The sequence below is a fragment of the Winogradskyella sp. A3E31 genome, from assembly GCF_046720935.1.
GTDB lineage: Bacteria > Bacteroidota > Bacteroidia > Flavobacteriales > Flavobacteriaceae > Winogradskyella.
Genome location: NZ_JBHNWH010000003.1, coordinates 54,909 through 70,849, shown reverse-complemented (window position 1 = coordinate 70,849; position 15,941 = coordinate 54,909). Strand labels below are relative to the sequence as shown.

Here is a 15,941-nt window from a genome sequence, read left to right as displayed (position 1 = left end):
AAATACGAAATAATTAACTAGTTTTGAAATTCTGTTATGAAGGCATCCTATAGCAAGTACAATCTTTTGTTTAAACGTCCGAGTGGAACGTCTAGAGGTATAATGACCACGAAAGAGACATGGTTCATTAGATTAAAAAAAGACGGAAAAACTGGCATTGGTGAATGTGGGATTTTAAGAGGTCTATCAGTCGATGATAGATCAGATTATGAGGATAAATTAAAATGGGCCTGTGATAATATAAACCTTGGTTTGGAGGCATTGCTAGATAAACTTATTGAATTTCCAAGTATTCAATTCGGCTTAGAGACGGCTTTTAAGTCTTTAGAAAGTGAAAATCCATTTGAATTATTTCCATCAACATTTACAGAAAGTAAGGCAAGTATTCCTATCAATGGATTGATTTGGATGGGAGAAGAAGATTTTATGCGTCAGCAGATTATTGAAAAAATCGATGCAGGGTTTAATTGCATAAAACTTAAGATTGGCGCTATTGACTTTGAGACAGAGCTCAATATTCTAAAATCCATTAGAAAAGAGTTTTCAGTATCTGATATTGAGTTGAGAGTCGATGCCAATGGTGCTTTTAAACCTAAAGAAGCATTAGAAAAATTAAAGAAACTGTCAGAATTTCAATTGCATTCTATAGAACAACCTATAAAACCAGGTCAATTAAATGATATGGCTGAGTTGTGTAGTGTTACCCCTTTGCCAATAGCTTTAGATGAAGAATTGATCGGGGTATTTCATAAAGAAGACAAGAAAAAGGTTTTAAATACTATTAAGCCTCAATATATTATTTTGAAGCCAAGTTTGGTTGGAGGCATGTCTGGAAGTAAAGAATGGATTAATTTGGCAAAAGAAAACACTATTAAATGGTGGATTACAAGTGCTTTGGAAAGTAATGTGGGTCTAAACGCTATTGCGCAATGGACTTTTACTTTAGATAATACAATGCCACAGGGCCTAGGCACAGGGAGTTTATTTACCAATAATTTTGATGCCCCATTAGAAGTAAAAAATGGTAATTTGCATTACAATAAAACATTAGATTGGAATTTTAATTTAGAGATATGAATTACATACAACAGGCATACAAGGGCCATACGGAATTTTGGAGGTATTTAATTGGTGCACTTATTTCCTTTGTTGGGATAATAATTTTTTCTGTACCACATGGTGTGGCAGTTGCTTTCAAAAGATTCAATAACGAGTTGGACTTGAATCGCCTTAGTGACACTAATTATTTATTGTCTCTTTTTGAACCCAATATCAATTTAGTCTATCTATTACTACCATTTGCTGGGGGATTACTCTTTTTATTATTGGCAGTTAAATTTTTACATAAACAGAGTTTTACAAGTTTAACCACAGCCCGCGAGAAAATCGATTGGAAGCGTTTCTGGTCCATGTTCTTTGTCTGGGGGATACTATCTTCAAGTTTAGTGCTTATCGATTACTTTGCAAATCCAGAGAGTTATGTGCTTAATTTTAAATTGAACAAGTTCCTAATTCTTGCTGTTATTGCTATTGTTTTAGTGCCGCTTCAGACAAGTTTCGAAGAATATGCTTTTCGAGGCTATTTAATGCAGGGAATTGGTATAGTAGCAAAAAATAAATGGGTACCGTTATTAATCACTTCTTTTGGGTTTGGATTGCTTCATATTTCAAATCCTGAAATTGAAAAGCTAGGCTATATTCTTTTAGTTTATTATATAGGAACAGGTTTATTTTTAGCCATTATGACGCTAATGGATGATGGATTGGAATTAGCTCTTGGGTTTCACGCAGCCAATAATTTGTTTACAGCGCTGTTAGTAACCGCTGATTGGACAGCCTTTCAGACACATTCAATTTTAAAAGATACGTCTGACCCAGAAGTTGCAGGTTTCTTTGATGTATTTTTCCCAGTATTTGTATTATTTCCAATTATTTTGTTCATTTTAGGAAAGATTTATGGCTGGAAAAACTGGAAAGAAAAGCTATTTGGAAAAGTTGAAGAGCCACCAAAAGAAGATTATAAAATCATTGAATAGATGACACCAACATTCGATAAAGTTCATAACCGATTTAAGTTTAACGGCCACCATTTTAGTCATTCAGAATTAAAAGAAGTCGCTTATAGCCTTATAAAGGAAGGGGAGCTTTACGAAAAAAAGATTGGCAACTTTTTAATCCATTGGTTAGATGCCAATGATTTTATCTATGTCAATACCTCTGGCTCAACAGGCCATCCAAAACAGATACGTTTAAAAAAGCAGTCCATGGTAAATTCCGCTTTGGCAACTGGTGATTATTTTGGCTTACAGCCCGGTGATTCAGCTTTACATTGTTTACCGAGTCATTTTATTGCCGGTAAAATGATGTTGGTCAGGGCTATGATTTTAGGTTTAGAAGTGGACACTGTAGAACCTTCATTGCAGCTTACATTCGATCACGATAATTCTTATGATTTTTGTGCTGTTGTACCGGCACAGCTATCTTCAATAATAGAACACAGCCGAAAATTTAAGACTATAATTGTCGGTGGTGCTAAGATCCATCCAGAATTAAAGAAAAAAATCGCATCAGCACCTTCGCAGTTTTTTGAGACTTTCGGAATGACAGAAACCGTAACCCATGTTGCCGTTAAACAATTAAAATCATCGATAAGAGAGGGTTCAGATTTTTTTAAAGCTATGTCTAATGTTAGCTTTAAGACTGATGACAGAAATTGTCTGATTATTTCTGCAAAACGACTTTTAAAAGAACCGCTTATTACCAACGATATAGTAGACTTAAAATCTGAGACAGAATTCAAATGGATTGGACGCTACGACCATGTGGTCAACTCAGGGGGCATAAAATTATTTCCAGAACAAATTGAAGAAAAATTAGAGCCGATTATGCCCGGGCGTTTTATTGTTGCCTCAGAACCCCACACGGAACTTGGTGAACAATTGATTTTAATTGTAGAACATTCATCTGATTCTATTGCGTCCATTCAGTCTAAAATAAAGCAGTTAAAATCATTGGATGACTACGAAACCCCAAAGAAAATCTATGCACTAGACGCATTTAAGTTTACCAAGAACGGAAAATTACAGCGTAAAAAAACCATTTTAGAAGCTTTAAGTTAGTTCACTAAGCCAAAGTACCTCTTCACTCATTACCACTTTTTATTGGTTGATGTAGTATATAGTTTTATGTAAACTTTAAATGCTAAACCAATGAAAACGCTGTTCACTTTTTTACTTATAATGTCGATGACATTTGTAAGTTCCTCTCAAGAATTAAATATTCAAACGGAGTCTGTAACCATTGATAACCTTTTAACCTTCGTTATTGATTATACAAAAGCCCCTGCAGACTCTATTCAGAATAAAAACACCACTTTTTTAATTGAAACCTATTCAGAAAGCTTCACTACTGAAGACAAGGTGATATTAAAGCAAGCCTTAAAGTTATTCTCAAAAAGATCAGGAGAAGATGATGTATTAAGTGTGGCTATGTATTCTGCTTTAAACGGTATTGCAGTGAATATGGCTGAAACAAAGGATTTAAAAAAGATATTGTATGCCATTGAAAACCCAAAGTCTAGCATCAAAACATTTGAAGATGATGGGATTGAAACCGCCTATGCCTTTACTAAAGAAAACTTTATAGAGGATGCAGAGAATACGGTAGTGATGATTAGAATTCCAAACCGAAACTCCAATTCAGTAGTAAATACTTCAAGTTTAAATGCCAAGCAATCTAAAAAGAAGGGGAATAATGCTGTGGTATTAACTGCTATAGCCCTTTTACCAGAAATTATTGCAGTCATTAAAAATTAATAATCTTCAAATTATATATTATGAAAAATCTATTACAAATTTTAGTCCTCCTATGTTGTACTCAATTAGGAGCCCAAGAAAAAACAATTAATGGAATTGTAACTTCAGCAAGTGATAATTTACCATTACCAGGGGTCAACATTATGATAAAAGGAACTTCTAATGGCGTCCAATCTGATTTTGATGGTAATTATGAAATCAAGGTGAAAACTGGGAATATACTCGTTTTTACTTACATCGGATTTACAACCGAAGAAATTAAAGTGGGAAAATCAAACACTATAAATGTCGCAATGCAAGAAGACTCAGCAGCTTTAGATGAGGTTGTTATAAGAGGGTATTCTACAATCAACAGTAGAAAAATAAAAACAAATATAGCTAGCAAAGTATATGGTAGTAGAGCGTCAAATTCAAACTACAAGCAAGCCTTGTCAGGTCAAATTTCAGGTGTAAGGGTTAAAACAAAAAAAGAATCAGTAAATGGCAATAGCCCATTATTTGTTGTTGATGGAGAAGTAGTACCTCGATACGAGTTCGATGCACTTTCTGTAGATAAAATAAAGCACATAGAAATTTTAAATGCTTTACAAGGCAGGGCAGTTTATGACTATGATGGCACTAAAGGAGTCATTTCAGTTAGAACAAAGGGTAAAAAGAATGTTACTGATATGTCCTTGATTTCAGATTTTTTAAACGAATCCTATAGCCAAATCACAGAAAATCCTTTTAAGGAACCGCGATTATCTCCGTTATCTACGTTTTCAATTGATGTAGATAAAGCGGCTTACAGTAATATAAGACGTATGATTAACAATGGGCAAACTGTAGCAAAGGATGCTGTAAAAATTGAAGAAATGGTTAATTACTTTAACTATGACTATCCGCAGCCGACAGATGAGCATCCGTTTTCTATCAACTCAGAGTTGATTGCAACACCATGGAATCAAGATAGTAAATTGGTTAGAATAGGCATACAAGGAAAGCAGTATAAAAATGAAGAGCTTCCAGCAAGTAACCTTACATTTTTAATAGATGTTTCGGGTTCTATGGATTCACCAAACAAATTAGGATTGCTAAAATCGGCATTTAAGTTATTGGTCAATCAATTGAGAGCAAAAGATAAAATCAGTATTGTGGTTTATGCAGGCGCAGCAGGTGTTGTGTTAGAGCCAACATCAGGAAATAACAAAGAAAAGATTCTGGAAGCATTAAACAATCTGAGAGCAGGTGGGTCAACAGCTGGCGGAGCAGGAATTACCTTGGCCTATGAATTAGCTGAAAAGAACTTTAAGAAAAATGGGAACAATCGTGTGATATTGGCAACAGATGGTGATTTTAATGTTGGAGCTTCGAGCGATTCGGATATGCAACAGCTTATAGAAGAAAAGCGTAAATCTGGTGTCTTCTTATCTGTTTTAGGATTTGGATATGGTAATTATAAGGATTCAAAATTAGAGACCCTAGCGGATAAGGGTAATGGTAACCATGCGTATATCGATACTATGCAAGAAGCCCAGAAGGTATTCGGAAAAGAATTCGGAGGTACACTTTTTACTATTGCTAAAGATGTGAAAATTCAACTTGAGTTTAACCCTAAGAAAGTTCAGGCTTATAGACTCATCGGTTATGAAAACAGATTATTGGCAGATGCGGATTTCACTGACGACACCAAAGATGCTGGCGAATTAGGTAGTGGGCATACAGTAACGGCTTTGTATGAAATTATTCCGCATGGTGTCGAAAGCTCTTATGTAAAAAAGGTCAATGACTTAAAATATACAACACATACAACTTCTGATTCTAATGAACTATTTACTGTGAGGTTTAGATATAAAAAACCAGATGAGGATAAGAGTATTGAAATGGTTCATATACAGAACGATGTAGATATTGAAGCATCAGAAGATACTAATTTTGCAGCGGCTGTTGCTCTTTTCGGAATGCAATTAAGACAGTCTCAATATGATAATGAATCAGATCTGGATTTGGTGCTTGAGCTTGCCGAAAAAGGTAAGGGAAAAGATGAAGATGGCTATCGTTCAGAGTTTATTAGATTGGTTAAAAGCTATGAGAGCTTGAGGTAATTGCCTAAATCAAAAAACCCCAATACTTTTGCATCGGGGTTTTTAATCTATATAAACTAAAAGTTATTAGTTGCCTTCAGAAAGATTTTTCATTTCTTGTTCAACCATTTCATAGAATTGGTCAATTTTAGGAAGTACAACGATTCTTGTACGTCTGTTTTTTGCTCTATTTGCAGCATTATCATTTTCTACAAGTGGTACATGATAGCTACGACCTGCAGCGATCAATTGCTGTGGATTTACTTCTAAGTCTTCTAATACTCTAACCACAGAAGTAGCACGCTTAACACTTAAATCCCAGTTGTCTAATAACGGAGGCTTGTTATATGGTACATTGTCCGTGTGTGCCTCGACCATAGCTTCAAAATTTGGCTTGCTGTTGATGACTTTTGCAACTTTACCTAAAATCTCCTTAGCTCTAGACGTTACAGTATAGCTTCCACTCTGGAACAATAATTTATCAGCAATAGAAATAAATACAACCCCTTTTTCAACATTAATTTCAATATCTGGGTCGTTGATACCTACTTCTTTTTTCAAGCTGGTAACGATTGCTAAAGTGACGCTATCTTTTCTAGATAAAGCATCTTGTAAACGCGTGATCTTTAAGTCACGTTCTTGAAGACTCTCTAATGACTTTTCTAAGTTAGATGCCCCTTTAGAGGTTAACTCTGTTAAGTCCTGAGAACTTTTTATAAGTGCGTCATTACTTTTTCGTAAATCAGCTAATTGCTCTTTTAATCCGTCTAATCTCGCTTGAGCAGCTGCTTGGTCTGCTAAACAAGAATTTAACTTTACCGTTGCTGTGTTTAATAAATCTTGTGTTTCTTGCTGTTTTGCCTCAAGTTCTGCGTATTTCTTTTGAGAAACGCAAGATGCTAGTAGCACCATTGAGCAAACACCTAATAACATTATTCTTTTCATAATTGAGTTTTATAATTAATAAGTTTAAATAACGACACAAAATTATCGAAAAGAATGACGCCTTCTTCATGGATTAACAAAAATTTTAACAGTTTTATAAACAATTAAAAATGACGCTGTTGCTTTATAAAATATGACCAGACAATTGAATTTGTCTTGTAGTACCCATAACGCTTTGGTACTGATTTTCGTTGTTTTAAAATTCTAGATAAAGACCCGTAAAAAGAAAGATGTGCTTTGACAATTGCCCAAAAGTGAAGCGGTTTTCCTTGTATTAAAAACCGAAAGGCGGCAATGCCGTCGAGTTTCATGCGCCAAACTGTTCTAAAGAAGACGTTTCTATCTGTGTTTTTTACGAGTGTAATGAGACTGTTTCTAAAATTTAGATAGGTTTTTTTAGAACTAGAACTTTTCAACGTAGCACCACCAACATGAAAAACTGTCGATTGTTCTACATACTTAGCAACATGTCCTTGATTAAAGGCTCGCCAGCATAAATCAATTTCTTCCATGTGGGCAAAATAAGATGCGTCAAACCCATTTAAACCTTCAAAGGCTGACTTTCTGATAAAAAAGCAAGCTCCAGAAGCCCAAAAAATAGGTATGGTATCATTGTATTGACCCGTATCTTTTTCAATAGTTTCGAATATGCGACCTCGACAAAACGGATAACCGTATTTATCGATAAAACCACCTGCAGCCCCAGCATATTCAAAAAAGGATCTGTTGTTATAGTCCAATATTTTAGGCTGAATAATTACTGTTTCAGAATCGGAATTAAAAGTATTAATAATCGGTTGAAGCCAATTAGGTGTTACTTCAATATCACTATTTAGCAAACAATAAATAGATTCGTCAACATGCTTTAAAGCATCATTGTAGCCTTTGGCGTAACCCTCATTAGTGCTGTTTTGTATAATTTTTATTTCGGGATAATTTGAGGTAATGAAATCCACAGAATCATCAGTCGATGCATTATCGGCAATATATATAGTAGCACCTTCAGAATATTGAGTAACCGAAGGCAAAAAGGTTTCGAGCAGATCCTTACCGTTCCAATTTAGTATGACTATGGCAATATCCTTAATGCTTAACATTTTCGATTCTTATAATTTGGAATGTCCCTGAGAAAATCATACTTAGATTCGGAAAAATTCATTTGACAATAATAGTGGTTAATACCATTAGTCACCATTAAAAATTCCGCATTTAGGGTCATATTATATTGTGCTATTTGGTCAAAAGTATTCTGATTTATAGTAATAGAAGGTGCTTTGCATTCTACAATTAAAAAAATACTGCCATTGGGGTTAAAAATGACAATATCGTATCTTTTTTTTAAACCATTCAGTTCGAGTTCTTTCTCAACATTAATCAAGGATTTTGGATATCCCTTATCATTCATAAGATAGTGCAAACAATGTTGGCGCACCCATTCTTCGGGTTGTAAAACCACAAATTTTTTACGAATAACATCAAAAATAGAAATGTTATTTTCATTACTTTTGAAACGGTAGTCGAACTTTGGAAAATTAAGATCTTGCACATCGCAAAATTATGATTTTAACGGCACTTCAAGTAGTTTACAATTCAATTTTTTGGAAGAAGCAAAACAAATAGTTACAGACATTCAAAAAGGTAATGTCAGCCCTATCTACTTTTTAATGGGTGAAGAGGCTTATTATATTGATAAAATATCTGATTTTATTGAAGAATCTATTTTGGACGAAGCTGAAAAGGGCTTTAACCAAATGGTGTTATACGGCCGAGATGTTTCAATTGATGATATTGTAAGTAATGCAAAGCGCTACCCGATGATGGCAGAGCGGCAGGTGGTCATTGTAAAGGAGGCGCAAGACTTAAGCCGCACTATTGAAAAATTAGTCGATTACGTTAATAACCCGCAGCCAACTACGGTTTTGGTACTGAACTACAAATACAAAAAGCTGGATAAACGGAAGGGCTTGTACAAAGCCTTGAAGAAGAATTCCGTAGTGTTTGAAAGTAAAAAATTGTACGAAAATCAGGTTGCAGATTGGATACGGCGTGTGCTTTCTGGTCAGAACTATAGTATTTCGCCAAAAGCAGCACAAATGCTGGTTGAATTTTTAGGTAATGATTTGGGCAAAATAGATAACGAGTTGAGTAAACTGAAAATCATTTTACCTAAAGGTACTCAAATCACACCAGAGCATATTGAAGAAAATATTGGCATCAGTAAAGACTTCAATAATTTCGAATTACGAAAGGCTGTAGGCGAAAGAGATACGTTAAAGGCTTTTAGAATTGTAAAGTATTTTGCCGATAATCCTAAAGACAACCCAATGGTTGTGACGGTTTCACTCTTGTTCAATTTCTTTTCTCAGTTGTTGCATGTACACGGTTTAAACGATAAATCGCCAAGAAGTGTGGCTTCTGCCATTAAGGTAAATCCTTATTTTGTCAATGAATACTTGACTGCAGCAAGAAATTATCCGATGAAAAAAGTGAGTGCTATAGTAACATCTCTGAGATCTTTTGATGTTAAAAGTAAAGGGGTTGGTGCAAATGCAGTTCCACAGGGAGATTTACTAAAGGAGCTTTTGGTTCAGATTTTTAATTAGAAATTGTGTCGGGGGTATTTTCACTCGATTCCTCTACAACAATTTTATCTTTTTTATAGATAGGAACAAGGTAAGAAATAGTATACCCAAATCCAGCACCCACAATACCACTATCATAAGTTCTATTAAAGCCAGGAATATACAGATTTTCATAACCAGATGGTGGGTCGTCACTGATTCTACCTTTAAGCTGCAGGTTTAGTCCCATATAAAGATTCGGCAGCACTTCGGCTTTAATTCCTAAAATGAGTTCACCCCAAAGAGCAGTGAGACCATCTGAGGTTTCGCCGTCATTTACGGTCACTTGTTCATTCCAATATTGGTTGTTAATGTTATAGATTTCGTAACTGTTTAACGTTTGGCTAAATGTACTGGCACCAAGCCTAAAACCAGCATAAATCATGTTTTCCATATCTAACCAATTCCGGTATAGATTATAATCAACACCAGCTTTAAAATAACTCCCTTTAGCCGTAACATTAAGGGCATCATCCGAAACCGTCCGTTCTTCAGTTCCCAGTTCACCAGCCAGATACCAGCGTTGTGTCAATCGGTAGTCCCCATTAATCTCAAAACCAGAGTAGTTATCGTCAATAAATGAGCGTGCTAATTTGCTGATATCACCACCTAAGCGTAAACCATACCGCTGTTTATACACCAAAGTATCCACCTCGGTAGAATCGACTTGTGCCATTGACAAGGATCCGGTGAGGAATAAACAGCTACTAATGAAAAATAAAAACGTGTACTTCATTTTCGTTTTCTACGGTTTGTGTTTCGATAATTGCTGGGGATAAATTTACAGAAGATGTCCAGTTATCCTCATCTTGAATAATTTGAACACTTAGCTCAGTAAAAATACTTTTGAACCCACAAGCTCTTGAAACATATTCAAATTGCGGAACATAAGAAATTTCTAAAATATCGATATTTGAATCTGTCTCGGGGTTTTCATCAAGTCTTAAGTTGGTGTCTCTTTCAATTATAAATCTTGTCGTTATTGGTTGACCCTCAGTGCCTATATTTAATGGTAAAGAAGCAGCGTTGACATTACTGTTATTTACAATAAATACGTTTGGGTCAACTTCTGTTTCGGAATCTTCGGGATCATACAAGCCTTCTCCATAAATTGTTAATCGCGTTACACTTTTTAAAGTTTCAGGGTCAGCATCGTCGTAAAACTCAATAAAAAGTCTTGGCGTAGTAGGAGTGCCTTCTGCACAGATATCGTCGCGTTCGCAACTTAGAAGAACCAATGTGCACAATAATAAAATAGATTTAAATATTTTCAATTTATAATTTGGGTTATCGTTTTTCCAAAAGTACAACATTTTCCACGTGATGAGTTTGCGGAAACATGTCGACGGCTTGTGTCTTTATTATTTTATAATCCTCCTTCATTAATGCCAAATCACGTGCTTGTGTGGCACTATTGCAACTCACGTAAACCACTCTTTTTGGAGCAATTTTTAAAATTTGTGCAACTACATCCTTATGCATTCCGTCTCTTGGCGGATCTGTGATAATAACATCAGGTTGACCATTTTCAGCTATAAAACTATCATTAAAAACAGACTTCATATCGCCAACGTAAAAGTCAACGTTATCTATGCCATTAAATTGTGCATTAGCTTTGGCTGCTTTTATGGCATCTGGTAAAGCTTCAACGCCTACAACATGCTTGGCTTCTTTGGCCACAAATTGCGCAATCGTCCCAGTACCTGTATAGAGGTCATACACCAGTTCCTTACCCGTTAATCCTGCAAAATCCCTAGTGATTTTATAAAGTTCGTAGGCTTGGTCGGAGTTGGTTTGGTAAAAAGACTTGGCGTTAATCTTAAACTTTAAGCCTTCCATGTCTTCAAAAATGTGATCTCTACCAGAAAAGCAAATCACCTCTTGGTCATAGATGGTGTCATTACCCTTTTGGTTAACGACATAAAGTAGTGACGTAATTTCAGGAAACGTTTCTTTAATATGGTTTAAAAGTAAATTGCGTTGTGCGTCATCGTCCTTATAAAACTGAACCAATACCATTATTTCGCCGATACTCGAGGTGCGAATCATAAGTGTTCTCAATAAACCTGACTGTTGTCGTGTATTAAAAAACTCAAGATTATTATTAATGGCAAAAACACGAATTTCGTTTCTTATAGCGTTGGATGGGTCTTCTTGTAGCCAGCATTTGTTGATATTTAGAATTTTGTCCCACATGCCAGGGATGTGAAACCCTAAAGCATTTCTATCACCTAAATCCTCATCTGAAGCAATTTCTTCTGGGGTTAGCCAACGACTATCACTAAAACTAAATTCCATTTTATTTCGATAGAAATACTGCTTTTTAGACCCTAAAATTGGAGACACCTCAGGTAATTCTAAATGACCCAATCGTCTTAGGTTATTCTCAACTTCTTTCTGCTTGTATTCAAGTTGAAATTGATAATCCATGGATTGCCACTTACAACCCCCACAGGTTCCAAAATGTTCGCATTTGGGTTCTGTTCTTTTATCTGAAAGTTTATGGAATGCAATGGCTTTGCCTTCAAAATAAGATTTACGCTTTTTGTGGGTCTGTATATCGACTACATCACCTGGAATGGCATTATTTAAAAAAATAACACGTCCATCATCAGCTTTGGCAATAGATTTTCCTTTTGCTCCTGCATCAACTACTTCAATATTGGTAAAAACTTTTCTTTTGGATTTTCTTCGAGACATGGCGCAAAAATAAGAATCACCTTAAATAAAATGGTATCTTTTGACTAATAAGTAAAATTATATTGAACCTTTTCAAGGTTTTTTCGTCTTTACTACAGAAACCATTTCAATTTTATGCCAAAACCAAGCTGGATATAGATGAAGAATTAATTTGCAGAATACAGTCTGGTGATACTTTGGCATTGAATCAATTAGTGAAACGCTGGCACAAATTATTTTGTAATAAAGCGTTTTGGATGGTTAAGGATAAAGATGCCGCAAGAGATATAGCACAAGACAGTTGGTCAATTATAATTAATAAAATCAATACGCTTAAAGAGCCCAAACGCTTTAAATATTGGGCGTATAGAATAGTTTGTAATAAATCAACGGACTGGCTCCGAATTCAGGCAAAAAATCAAAAACGAACAGTAAGGAATTCTGAAGGAATTGAATGTAAGGATGAAGAATATTCTGAAAATACCGAGCTTAAAAAGACATTGTTAAGTGCTATAGCTAATCTGCCTGAAAACCAGAGAGCCATTTTGAAACTTTTTTACACACAAGACTACAGTTTAAAACAAATAAGTAAACTCTTGAATATTTCAGTCGGTACGGCAAAATCAAGATTGTTTCACGCACGAGAAAAATTGAAAAGAACTTTAAAAAGCAAATATTATGAAAACTAAAATGGAAGACATAGACCAATTAATTAAGGAAACACTAACCGAAGAAGAGGCTAAATTCTATGATTCTTTGGAGGAACAAAATGTTTTTGGGATGCTAGGAGGACTGTATAAAGGAAAAAATGTCTGGCTAACCGTATTGATGCATATAATGACCATGATAGCATTTGGATTGATGATTTACTGTCTCATCCAGACGTTTGATGTCGAAAGCACAAACGACCTTATGCTTTGGATTGCAGGATTTTTTCTTTCACTGATTGTAATGAGCATGCTGAAGGTTTATGCTTGGATGCAGATTCATAGAAATGCCATGATAAGAGAAATAAAAAGACTTGAGCTACAAGTGTCATCATTGAGCAGTAAAATTTCAGAATAGGATTTTAATTGAAATAGAATATTCATTAACTTTACAGCTTCTTAGGGATGATTTCTCTCCCACGCTGCTTTTTCAAGGCTTCACCATGACTTCAAAATGGTACGCAAAATCTTTGAAAGAATAAAGGTGATGAAGGAATGGACATTTTATTCACATTAAAATTTTATTAAAATGGCTGTTTTAGACCAATTAACATCGCAGCAAGCGATAGATTTAGAAAACAAGTATGGTGCACACAATTACCATCCGTTACCTGTAGTTTTGAGCAGGGGAGAAGGTGTGTTTGTATGGGATGTAGAAGGCAAAAAGTACTATGACTTTTTATCTGCCTATTCTGCAGTGAATCAAGGTCATTGTCACCCAAAGATTGTCAATGCTATGACTGAGCAAGCTCAGACTTTGTCATTAACGTCTAGGGCGTTTTATAATGATATGCTTGGTAAATATGAAAAATACGCTTCAGAATATTTTAATTTTGATAAGCTTTTACCAATGAACACAGGTGCTGAAGCTGTGGAAACAGCTTTGAAAATTTGTAGAAAGTGGGCTTACGAAGTTAAAGGTATTGATGAAAATGAAGCTGAGATTATTGTTTGTGAAAATAATTTCCATGGTCGTACCACCACTATTATTTCATTCTCAAATGATCCTGTAGCACGGAAGAATTTTGGACCTTATACAGACGGATTTATAAAAATTGAATACGATAATATTGAAGCCTTAGAAAGTGCTTTAAAAAGTAACGAAAATGTTGCTGGTTTTTTAGTGGAACCGATACAAGGAGAAGCAGGAGTTTATGTGCCAAGTGATGGATATTTATCAAAAGCAAAAGCCTTGTGTGAAAAGTACAATGTACTATTTATTGCAGATGAGGTACAAACAGGCATTGCTCGTACGGGACGACTTTTGGCTACATGCGGAAATTGTTCCTGTTCGGATAAAAATTGTTCAGGTACACCAGACGTTAAGCCAGATATTTTAATTCTTGGTAAGGCTTTATCTGGCGGTGCTTATCCAGTAAGTGCCGTTTTGGCTGATGACCCTGTAATGAACGTTATTAGACCAGGAAACCACGGGAGTACTTTTGGTGGTAATCCCATTGCTGCTGCTGTAGCCATGGCTGCTTTAGAGGTTGTTAGAGATGAGGATTTGGCACAAAAGGCTTATGATTTAGGCGAGCTTTTCCGTTCGGAACTTAACAAATTTATAGAAACGAGTTCTATTGTAAATTTGGTACGCGGAAAAGGTTTGCTAAATGCTATTGTTATCAATGATGACGAAGACAGTGATACAGCATGGAATATTTGTTTGAAATTACGGGATAATGGATTATTGGCTAAACCGACTCACGGAAATATCATTCGTTTTGCACCACCGTTGGTTATGACGAAAGACCAATTATTAGATTGTGTTAGTATAATTACTAAAACGCTTCAAGAATTTGAAGATTAAGGCGCAAGTTCAGTAAACGGAGTAAAAGGCAGATTTCTTAAAATCCAAAAGGCTAAAACCAGTATCAGGATACCTTTTGTTACTAATGGTTTGTGTAACAGGTTCTTAATTGATTTTTTATAATAGGTGTTGGCAATGAAAAGGACCAATTGATAGGAAAGTACAGCAAAAACTAAGACTAAAAGATAATTATGCCGAATTCCTGTTATGATATTGCCGTTTAGTAGATTATGGATGGCGCGTTGACTGCCGCATCCTGGACAATACAACTCAGTAATACTTAAAAAAGGACATTTAGGAAAAAAACCTGTACTAGATGGGTTTATAAAAAAATATAGTGATAGCATTATGAGTAATGCTATCACTATGCCTATATAAAGTATTTTACTTTTAATACTGACCACTGGTTATTGCACCTAAAAAGGCAACACCAAAAATAAGTATATAAATAAGCCATCCCGCTAATGCTAGTACTACTGAAACAATGCCCCAGGTCTTGGCATTTTTTGAGGCGCTTAGCGCTTTGTCGTAATTGCCATCATCGTAAGCACTATTCACTTGTGCAGAATAAACAATACTGACTATTCCTGTTGGCAAACAACATAAAATCGTACTGATTATAGCTAATGCCAAATAACTGTTTGGTCTTTGTGGTTTGGTTTCCATTTTCTAATATGATTAAATTATTGTGCCATCATTTCTTCAAGACGTCGTTGCATTGCCTCTTGATCCTGAATGGTTTCCCAACCAAAATATGATATGTACCAGATAAAGAAAATAACTGTAAGTACACTTAGCACAATACCAATGATTCCCATTATTTTTCCTGCTTTTACATTCCCGAAGCCAGTATAATTTTCAGGGGCTTCCATATAGATTTTAGTAGCTTTATTTCCCATAACTACTGCTACAATTCCGAAAACAAGGCCTGGTAAGCCATAACAGCAACAGCCGATTATTGATAATATTCCCATAACAAGAACAAGAGTTCCATTAGGTATTTGTTGTTTTTCCATGTTTTAGTTGATTTAAGTGATTTTTATGATATAACTGATTACAATAATACTAATATTTAAAATAAATAGCCCTAATAAAATTTTATGACCGTATTTAAACTGAAATATTATGTGAAATATTAAATATGCAAACATTAAGAGTAATGTGTAAATGGCAGGATACATATAGAATGCTTCTATAAATTTCCCTTCAAATATTAAAAATAAAGACCTTTGTGTTCCACACCCAAAGCAATCGATATTAAATGTTTTCTTCCACATGCATGGGAGCATATAGTCTTCAAG

Annotated in this window: 19 protein-coding genes; 9 read left to right on the top strand and 10 right to left on the bottom strand. The window is 35.1% G+C overall.

The window, feature by feature from the left end; translation table 11 throughout:
• The first annotated feature begins 36 nt into the window (after positions 1-36).
• The 5 genes from ACFEMA_RS04740 to ACFEMA_RS04720 all read left to right on the top strand — a co-directional run bounded on the left by ACFEMA_RS04740 (position 37) and on the right by ACFEMA_RS04720 (position 5,899).
• A complete protein-coding gene (locus tag ACFEMA_RS04740; RefSeq protein ID WP_411766884.1) occupies positions 37-1,077 on the top strand; it encodes an o-succinylbenzoate synthase in 1,041 nt (346 codons plus the stop codon).
• A complete protein-coding gene (locus ACFEMA_RS04735; protein ID WP_411766883.1) occupies positions 1,074-2,036 on the top strand; it encodes a lysostaphin resistance A-like protein in 963 nt (320 codons plus the stop codon). The genes ACFEMA_RS04740 and ACFEMA_RS04735 overlap by 4 nt, the downstream gene beginning before the upstream one ends.
• A complete protein-coding gene (locus ACFEMA_RS04730) occupies positions 2,037-3,119 on the top strand; it encodes an AMP-binding protein (RefSeq protein WP_411766882.1) in 1,083 nt (360 codons plus the stop codon). It begins immediately after the preceding gene.
• 90 nt (positions 3,120-3,209) lie between these two features.
• The gene (locus ACFEMA_RS04725) at positions 3,210-3,815 is read left to right on the top strand and encodes a hypothetical protein (protein ID WP_411766881.1); all 606 of its coding nucleotides are present in this window, start codon (positions 3,210-3,212) and stop codon (positions 3,813-3,815) included.
• 20 nt (positions 3,816-3,835) lie between these two features.
• Complete coding sequence (locus ACFEMA_RS04720; RefSeq protein WP_411766880.1) at positions 3,836-5,899, top strand: YfbK domain-containing protein; 2,064 nt, start codon at positions 3,836-3,838, stop codon at positions 5,897-5,899.
• Between the two features lie 66 nt (positions 5,900-5,965).
• Here the strand turns inward: ACFEMA_RS04720 and ACFEMA_RS04715 are convergent, their stop codons facing one another.
• The 3 genes from ACFEMA_RS04715 to ACFEMA_RS04705 all read right to left on the bottom strand — a co-directional run bounded on the left by ACFEMA_RS04715 (position 5,966) and on the right by ACFEMA_RS04705 (position 8,369).
• Positions 5,966-6,823 (bottom strand): OmpA family protein, encoded by an 858-nt coding sequence (locus ACFEMA_RS04715; protein WP_411766878.1) that lies wholly within the window; start codon positions 6,821-6,823, stop codon positions 5,966-5,968.
• 104 nt (positions 6,824-6,927) lie between these two features.
• Positions 6,928-7,920 (bottom strand): glycosyltransferase family 2 protein, encoded by a 993-nt coding sequence (locus ACFEMA_RS04710; RefSeq protein ID WP_411766877.1) that lies wholly within the window; start codon positions 7,918-7,920, stop codon positions 6,928-6,930.
• Positions 7,914-8,369 (bottom strand): type I restriction enzyme HsdR N-terminal domain-containing protein, encoded by a 456-nt coding sequence (locus tag ACFEMA_RS04705; protein ID WP_411766876.1) that lies wholly within the window; start codon positions 8,367-8,369, stop codon positions 7,914-7,916. Before ACFEMA_RS04705 ends, ACFEMA_RS04710 begins: the two co-directional genes overlap by 7 nt.
• A gap of 52 nt (positions 8,370-8,421) precedes the next feature.
• Here ACFEMA_RS04705 and holA point away from each other — a divergent pair, with 52 nt between their 5' ends.
• The gene (gene holA / locus ACFEMA_RS04700; protein ID WP_411766875.1) at positions 8,422-9,426 is read left to right on the top strand and encodes a DNA polymerase III subunit delta; all 1,005 of its coding nucleotides are present in this window, start codon (positions 8,422-8,424) and stop codon (positions 9,424-9,426) included.
• On the opposite strand, the gene ACFEMA_RS04695 is transcribed toward holA, so the two are convergent.
• From ACFEMA_RS04695 to rlmD, 3 genes are read right to left on the bottom strand one after another with little or no spacing between them, the layout of a single operon-like run.
• Positions 9,419-10,180, bottom strand: coding sequence for a DUF6048 family protein (locus ACFEMA_RS04695; RefSeq protein WP_411766873.1), 762 nt, complete (start codon positions 10,178-10,180; stop codon positions 9,419-9,421). The two genes, holA and ACFEMA_RS04695, sit on opposite strands and share 8 nt — an antisense overlap.
• Positions 10,152-10,718 carry a DUF6452 family protein gene (locus ACFEMA_RS04690; protein WP_411766872.1) on the bottom strand — a complete coding sequence of 189 codons (567 nt, stop codon included), beginning with the start codon at positions 10,716-10,718 and terminating at the stop codon, positions 10,152-10,154. The genes ACFEMA_RS04695 and ACFEMA_RS04690 overlap by 29 nt, the downstream gene beginning before the upstream one ends.
• A 13-nt stretch (positions 10,719-10,731) precedes the next feature.
• On the bottom strand, positions 10,732-12,144 hold the full coding sequence (rlmD, locus tag ACFEMA_RS04685) for a 23S rRNA (uracil(1939)-C(5))-methyltransferase RlmD (RefSeq protein WP_411766871.1): 1,413 nt from the start codon (positions 12,142-12,144) through the stop codon (positions 10,732-10,734).
• A 62-nt stretch (positions 12,145-12,206) separates the two neighbouring features.
• Between rlmD and ACFEMA_RS04680 the strand changes: the two genes are divergently transcribed.
• The 3 genes from ACFEMA_RS04680 to rocD all read left to right on the top strand — a co-directional run bounded on the left by ACFEMA_RS04680 (position 12,207) and on the right by rocD (position 14,640).
• Entirely contained in the window at positions 12,207-12,812 is a 606-nt protein-coding gene (locus ACFEMA_RS04680) for an RNA polymerase sigma factor (protein WP_411766870.1), read from the top strand.
• Positions 12,802-13,188 (top strand): DUF6768 family protein, encoded by a 387-nt coding sequence (locus ACFEMA_RS04675; RefSeq protein ID WP_411766869.1) that lies wholly within the window; start codon positions 12,802-12,804, stop codon positions 13,186-13,188. Before ACFEMA_RS04680 ends, ACFEMA_RS04675 begins: the two co-directional genes overlap by 11 nt.
• Before the next feature lie 171 nt (positions 13,189-13,359).
• Positions 13,360-14,640, top strand: coding sequence for an ornithine--oxo-acid transaminase (rocD, locus tag ACFEMA_RS04670; RefSeq protein ID WP_411766868.1), 1,281 nt, complete (start codon positions 13,360-13,362; stop codon positions 14,638-14,640).
• Here rocD and ACFEMA_RS04665 read toward each other — a convergent pair.
• From ACFEMA_RS04665 to ACFEMA_RS04650, 4 genes are read right to left on the bottom strand one after another with little or no spacing between them, the layout of a single operon-like run.
• Positions 14,637-14,987 carry a DUF2752 domain-containing protein gene (locus ACFEMA_RS04665; RefSeq protein ID WP_411766867.1) on the bottom strand — a complete coding sequence of 117 codons (351 nt, stop codon included), beginning with the start codon at positions 14,985-14,987 and terminating at the stop codon, positions 14,637-14,639. The two genes, rocD and ACFEMA_RS04665, sit on opposite strands and share 4 nt — an antisense overlap.
• A 43-nt stretch (positions 14,988-15,030) precedes the next feature.
• Positions 15,031-15,306 (bottom strand): CD225/dispanin family protein, encoded by a 276-nt coding sequence (locus ACFEMA_RS04660; RefSeq protein ID WP_411766866.1) that lies wholly within the window; start codon positions 15,304-15,306, stop codon positions 15,031-15,033.
• A gap of 17 nt (positions 15,307-15,323) precedes the next feature.
• Positions 15,324-15,656 carry a CCC motif membrane protein gene (locus tag ACFEMA_RS04655; RefSeq protein WP_411766864.1) on the bottom strand — a complete coding sequence of 111 codons (333 nt, stop codon included), beginning with the start codon at positions 15,654-15,656 and terminating at the stop codon, positions 15,324-15,326.
• Positions 15,657-15,668: 12 nt separating this feature from the next.
• Complete coding sequence (locus ACFEMA_RS04650) at positions 15,669-15,917, bottom strand: DUF2752 domain-containing protein (protein ID WP_411767140.1); 249 nt, start codon at positions 15,915-15,917, stop codon at positions 15,669-15,671.
• Between the last annotated feature and the right edge of the window lie 24 nt (positions 15,918-15,941).

Bases quoted from the DNA above. Each gene is read 5' to 3' on its own strand.
- ACFEMA_RS04665 (WP_411766867.1), bottom strand. From the start codon at position 14,987: ATGCTATCACTATATTTTTTTATAAACCCATCTAGTACAGGTTTTTTT.
- rocD (WP_411766868.1), top strand. From the start codon at position 13,360: ATGGCTGTTTTAGACCAATTAACATCGCAGCAAGCGATAGATTTAGAA.
- ACFEMA_RS04695 (WP_411766873.1), bottom strand. From the start codon at position 10,180: ATGAAGTACACGTTTTTATTTTTCATTAGTAGCTGTTTATTCCTCACC.
- ACFEMA_RS04710 (WP_411766877.1), bottom strand. From the start codon at position 7,920: ATGTTAAGCATTAAGGATATTGCCATAGTCATACTAAATTGGAACGGT.
- ACFEMA_RS04660 (WP_411766866.1), bottom strand. From the start codon at position 15,306: ATGGAAACCAAACCACAAAGACCAAACAGTTATTTGGCATTAGCTATA.
- ACFEMA_RS04720 (WP_411766880.1), top strand. From the start codon at position 3,836: ATGAAAAATCTATTACAAATTTTAGTCCTCCTATGTTGTACTCAATTA.
- ACFEMA_RS04675 (WP_411766869.1), top strand. From the start codon at position 12,802: ATGAAAACTAAAATGGAAGACATAGACCAATTAATTAAGGAAACACTA.
- ACFEMA_RS04655 (WP_411766864.1), bottom strand. From the start codon at position 15,656: ATGGAAAAACAACAAATACCTAATGGAACTCTTGTTCTTGTTATGGGA.
- ACFEMA_RS04725 (WP_411766881.1), top strand. From the start codon at position 3,210: ATGAAAACGCTGTTCACTTTTTTACTTATAATGTCGATGACATTTGTA.
- ACFEMA_RS04730 (WP_411766882.1), top strand. From the start codon at position 2,037: ATGACACCAACATTCGATAAAGTTCATAACCGATTTAAGTTTAACGGC.
- ACFEMA_RS04735 (WP_411766883.1), top strand. From the start codon at position 1,074: ATGAATTACATACAACAGGCATACAAGGGCCATACGGAATTTTGGAGG.
- ACFEMA_RS04650 (WP_411767140.1), bottom strand. From the start codon at position 15,917: ATGTGGAAGAAAACATTTAATATCGATTGCTTTGGGTGTGGAACACAA.
- rlmD (WP_411766871.1), bottom strand. From the start codon at position 12,144: ATGTCTCGAAGAAAATCCAAAAGAAAAGTTTTTACCAATATTGAAGTA.
- ACFEMA_RS04715 (WP_411766878.1), bottom strand. From the start codon at position 6,823: ATGAAAAGAATAATGTTATTAGGTGTTTGCTCAATGGTGCTACTAGCA.
- ACFEMA_RS04740 (WP_411766884.1), top strand. From the start codon at position 37: ATGAAGGCATCCTATAGCAAGTACAATCTTTTGTTTAAACGTCCGAGT.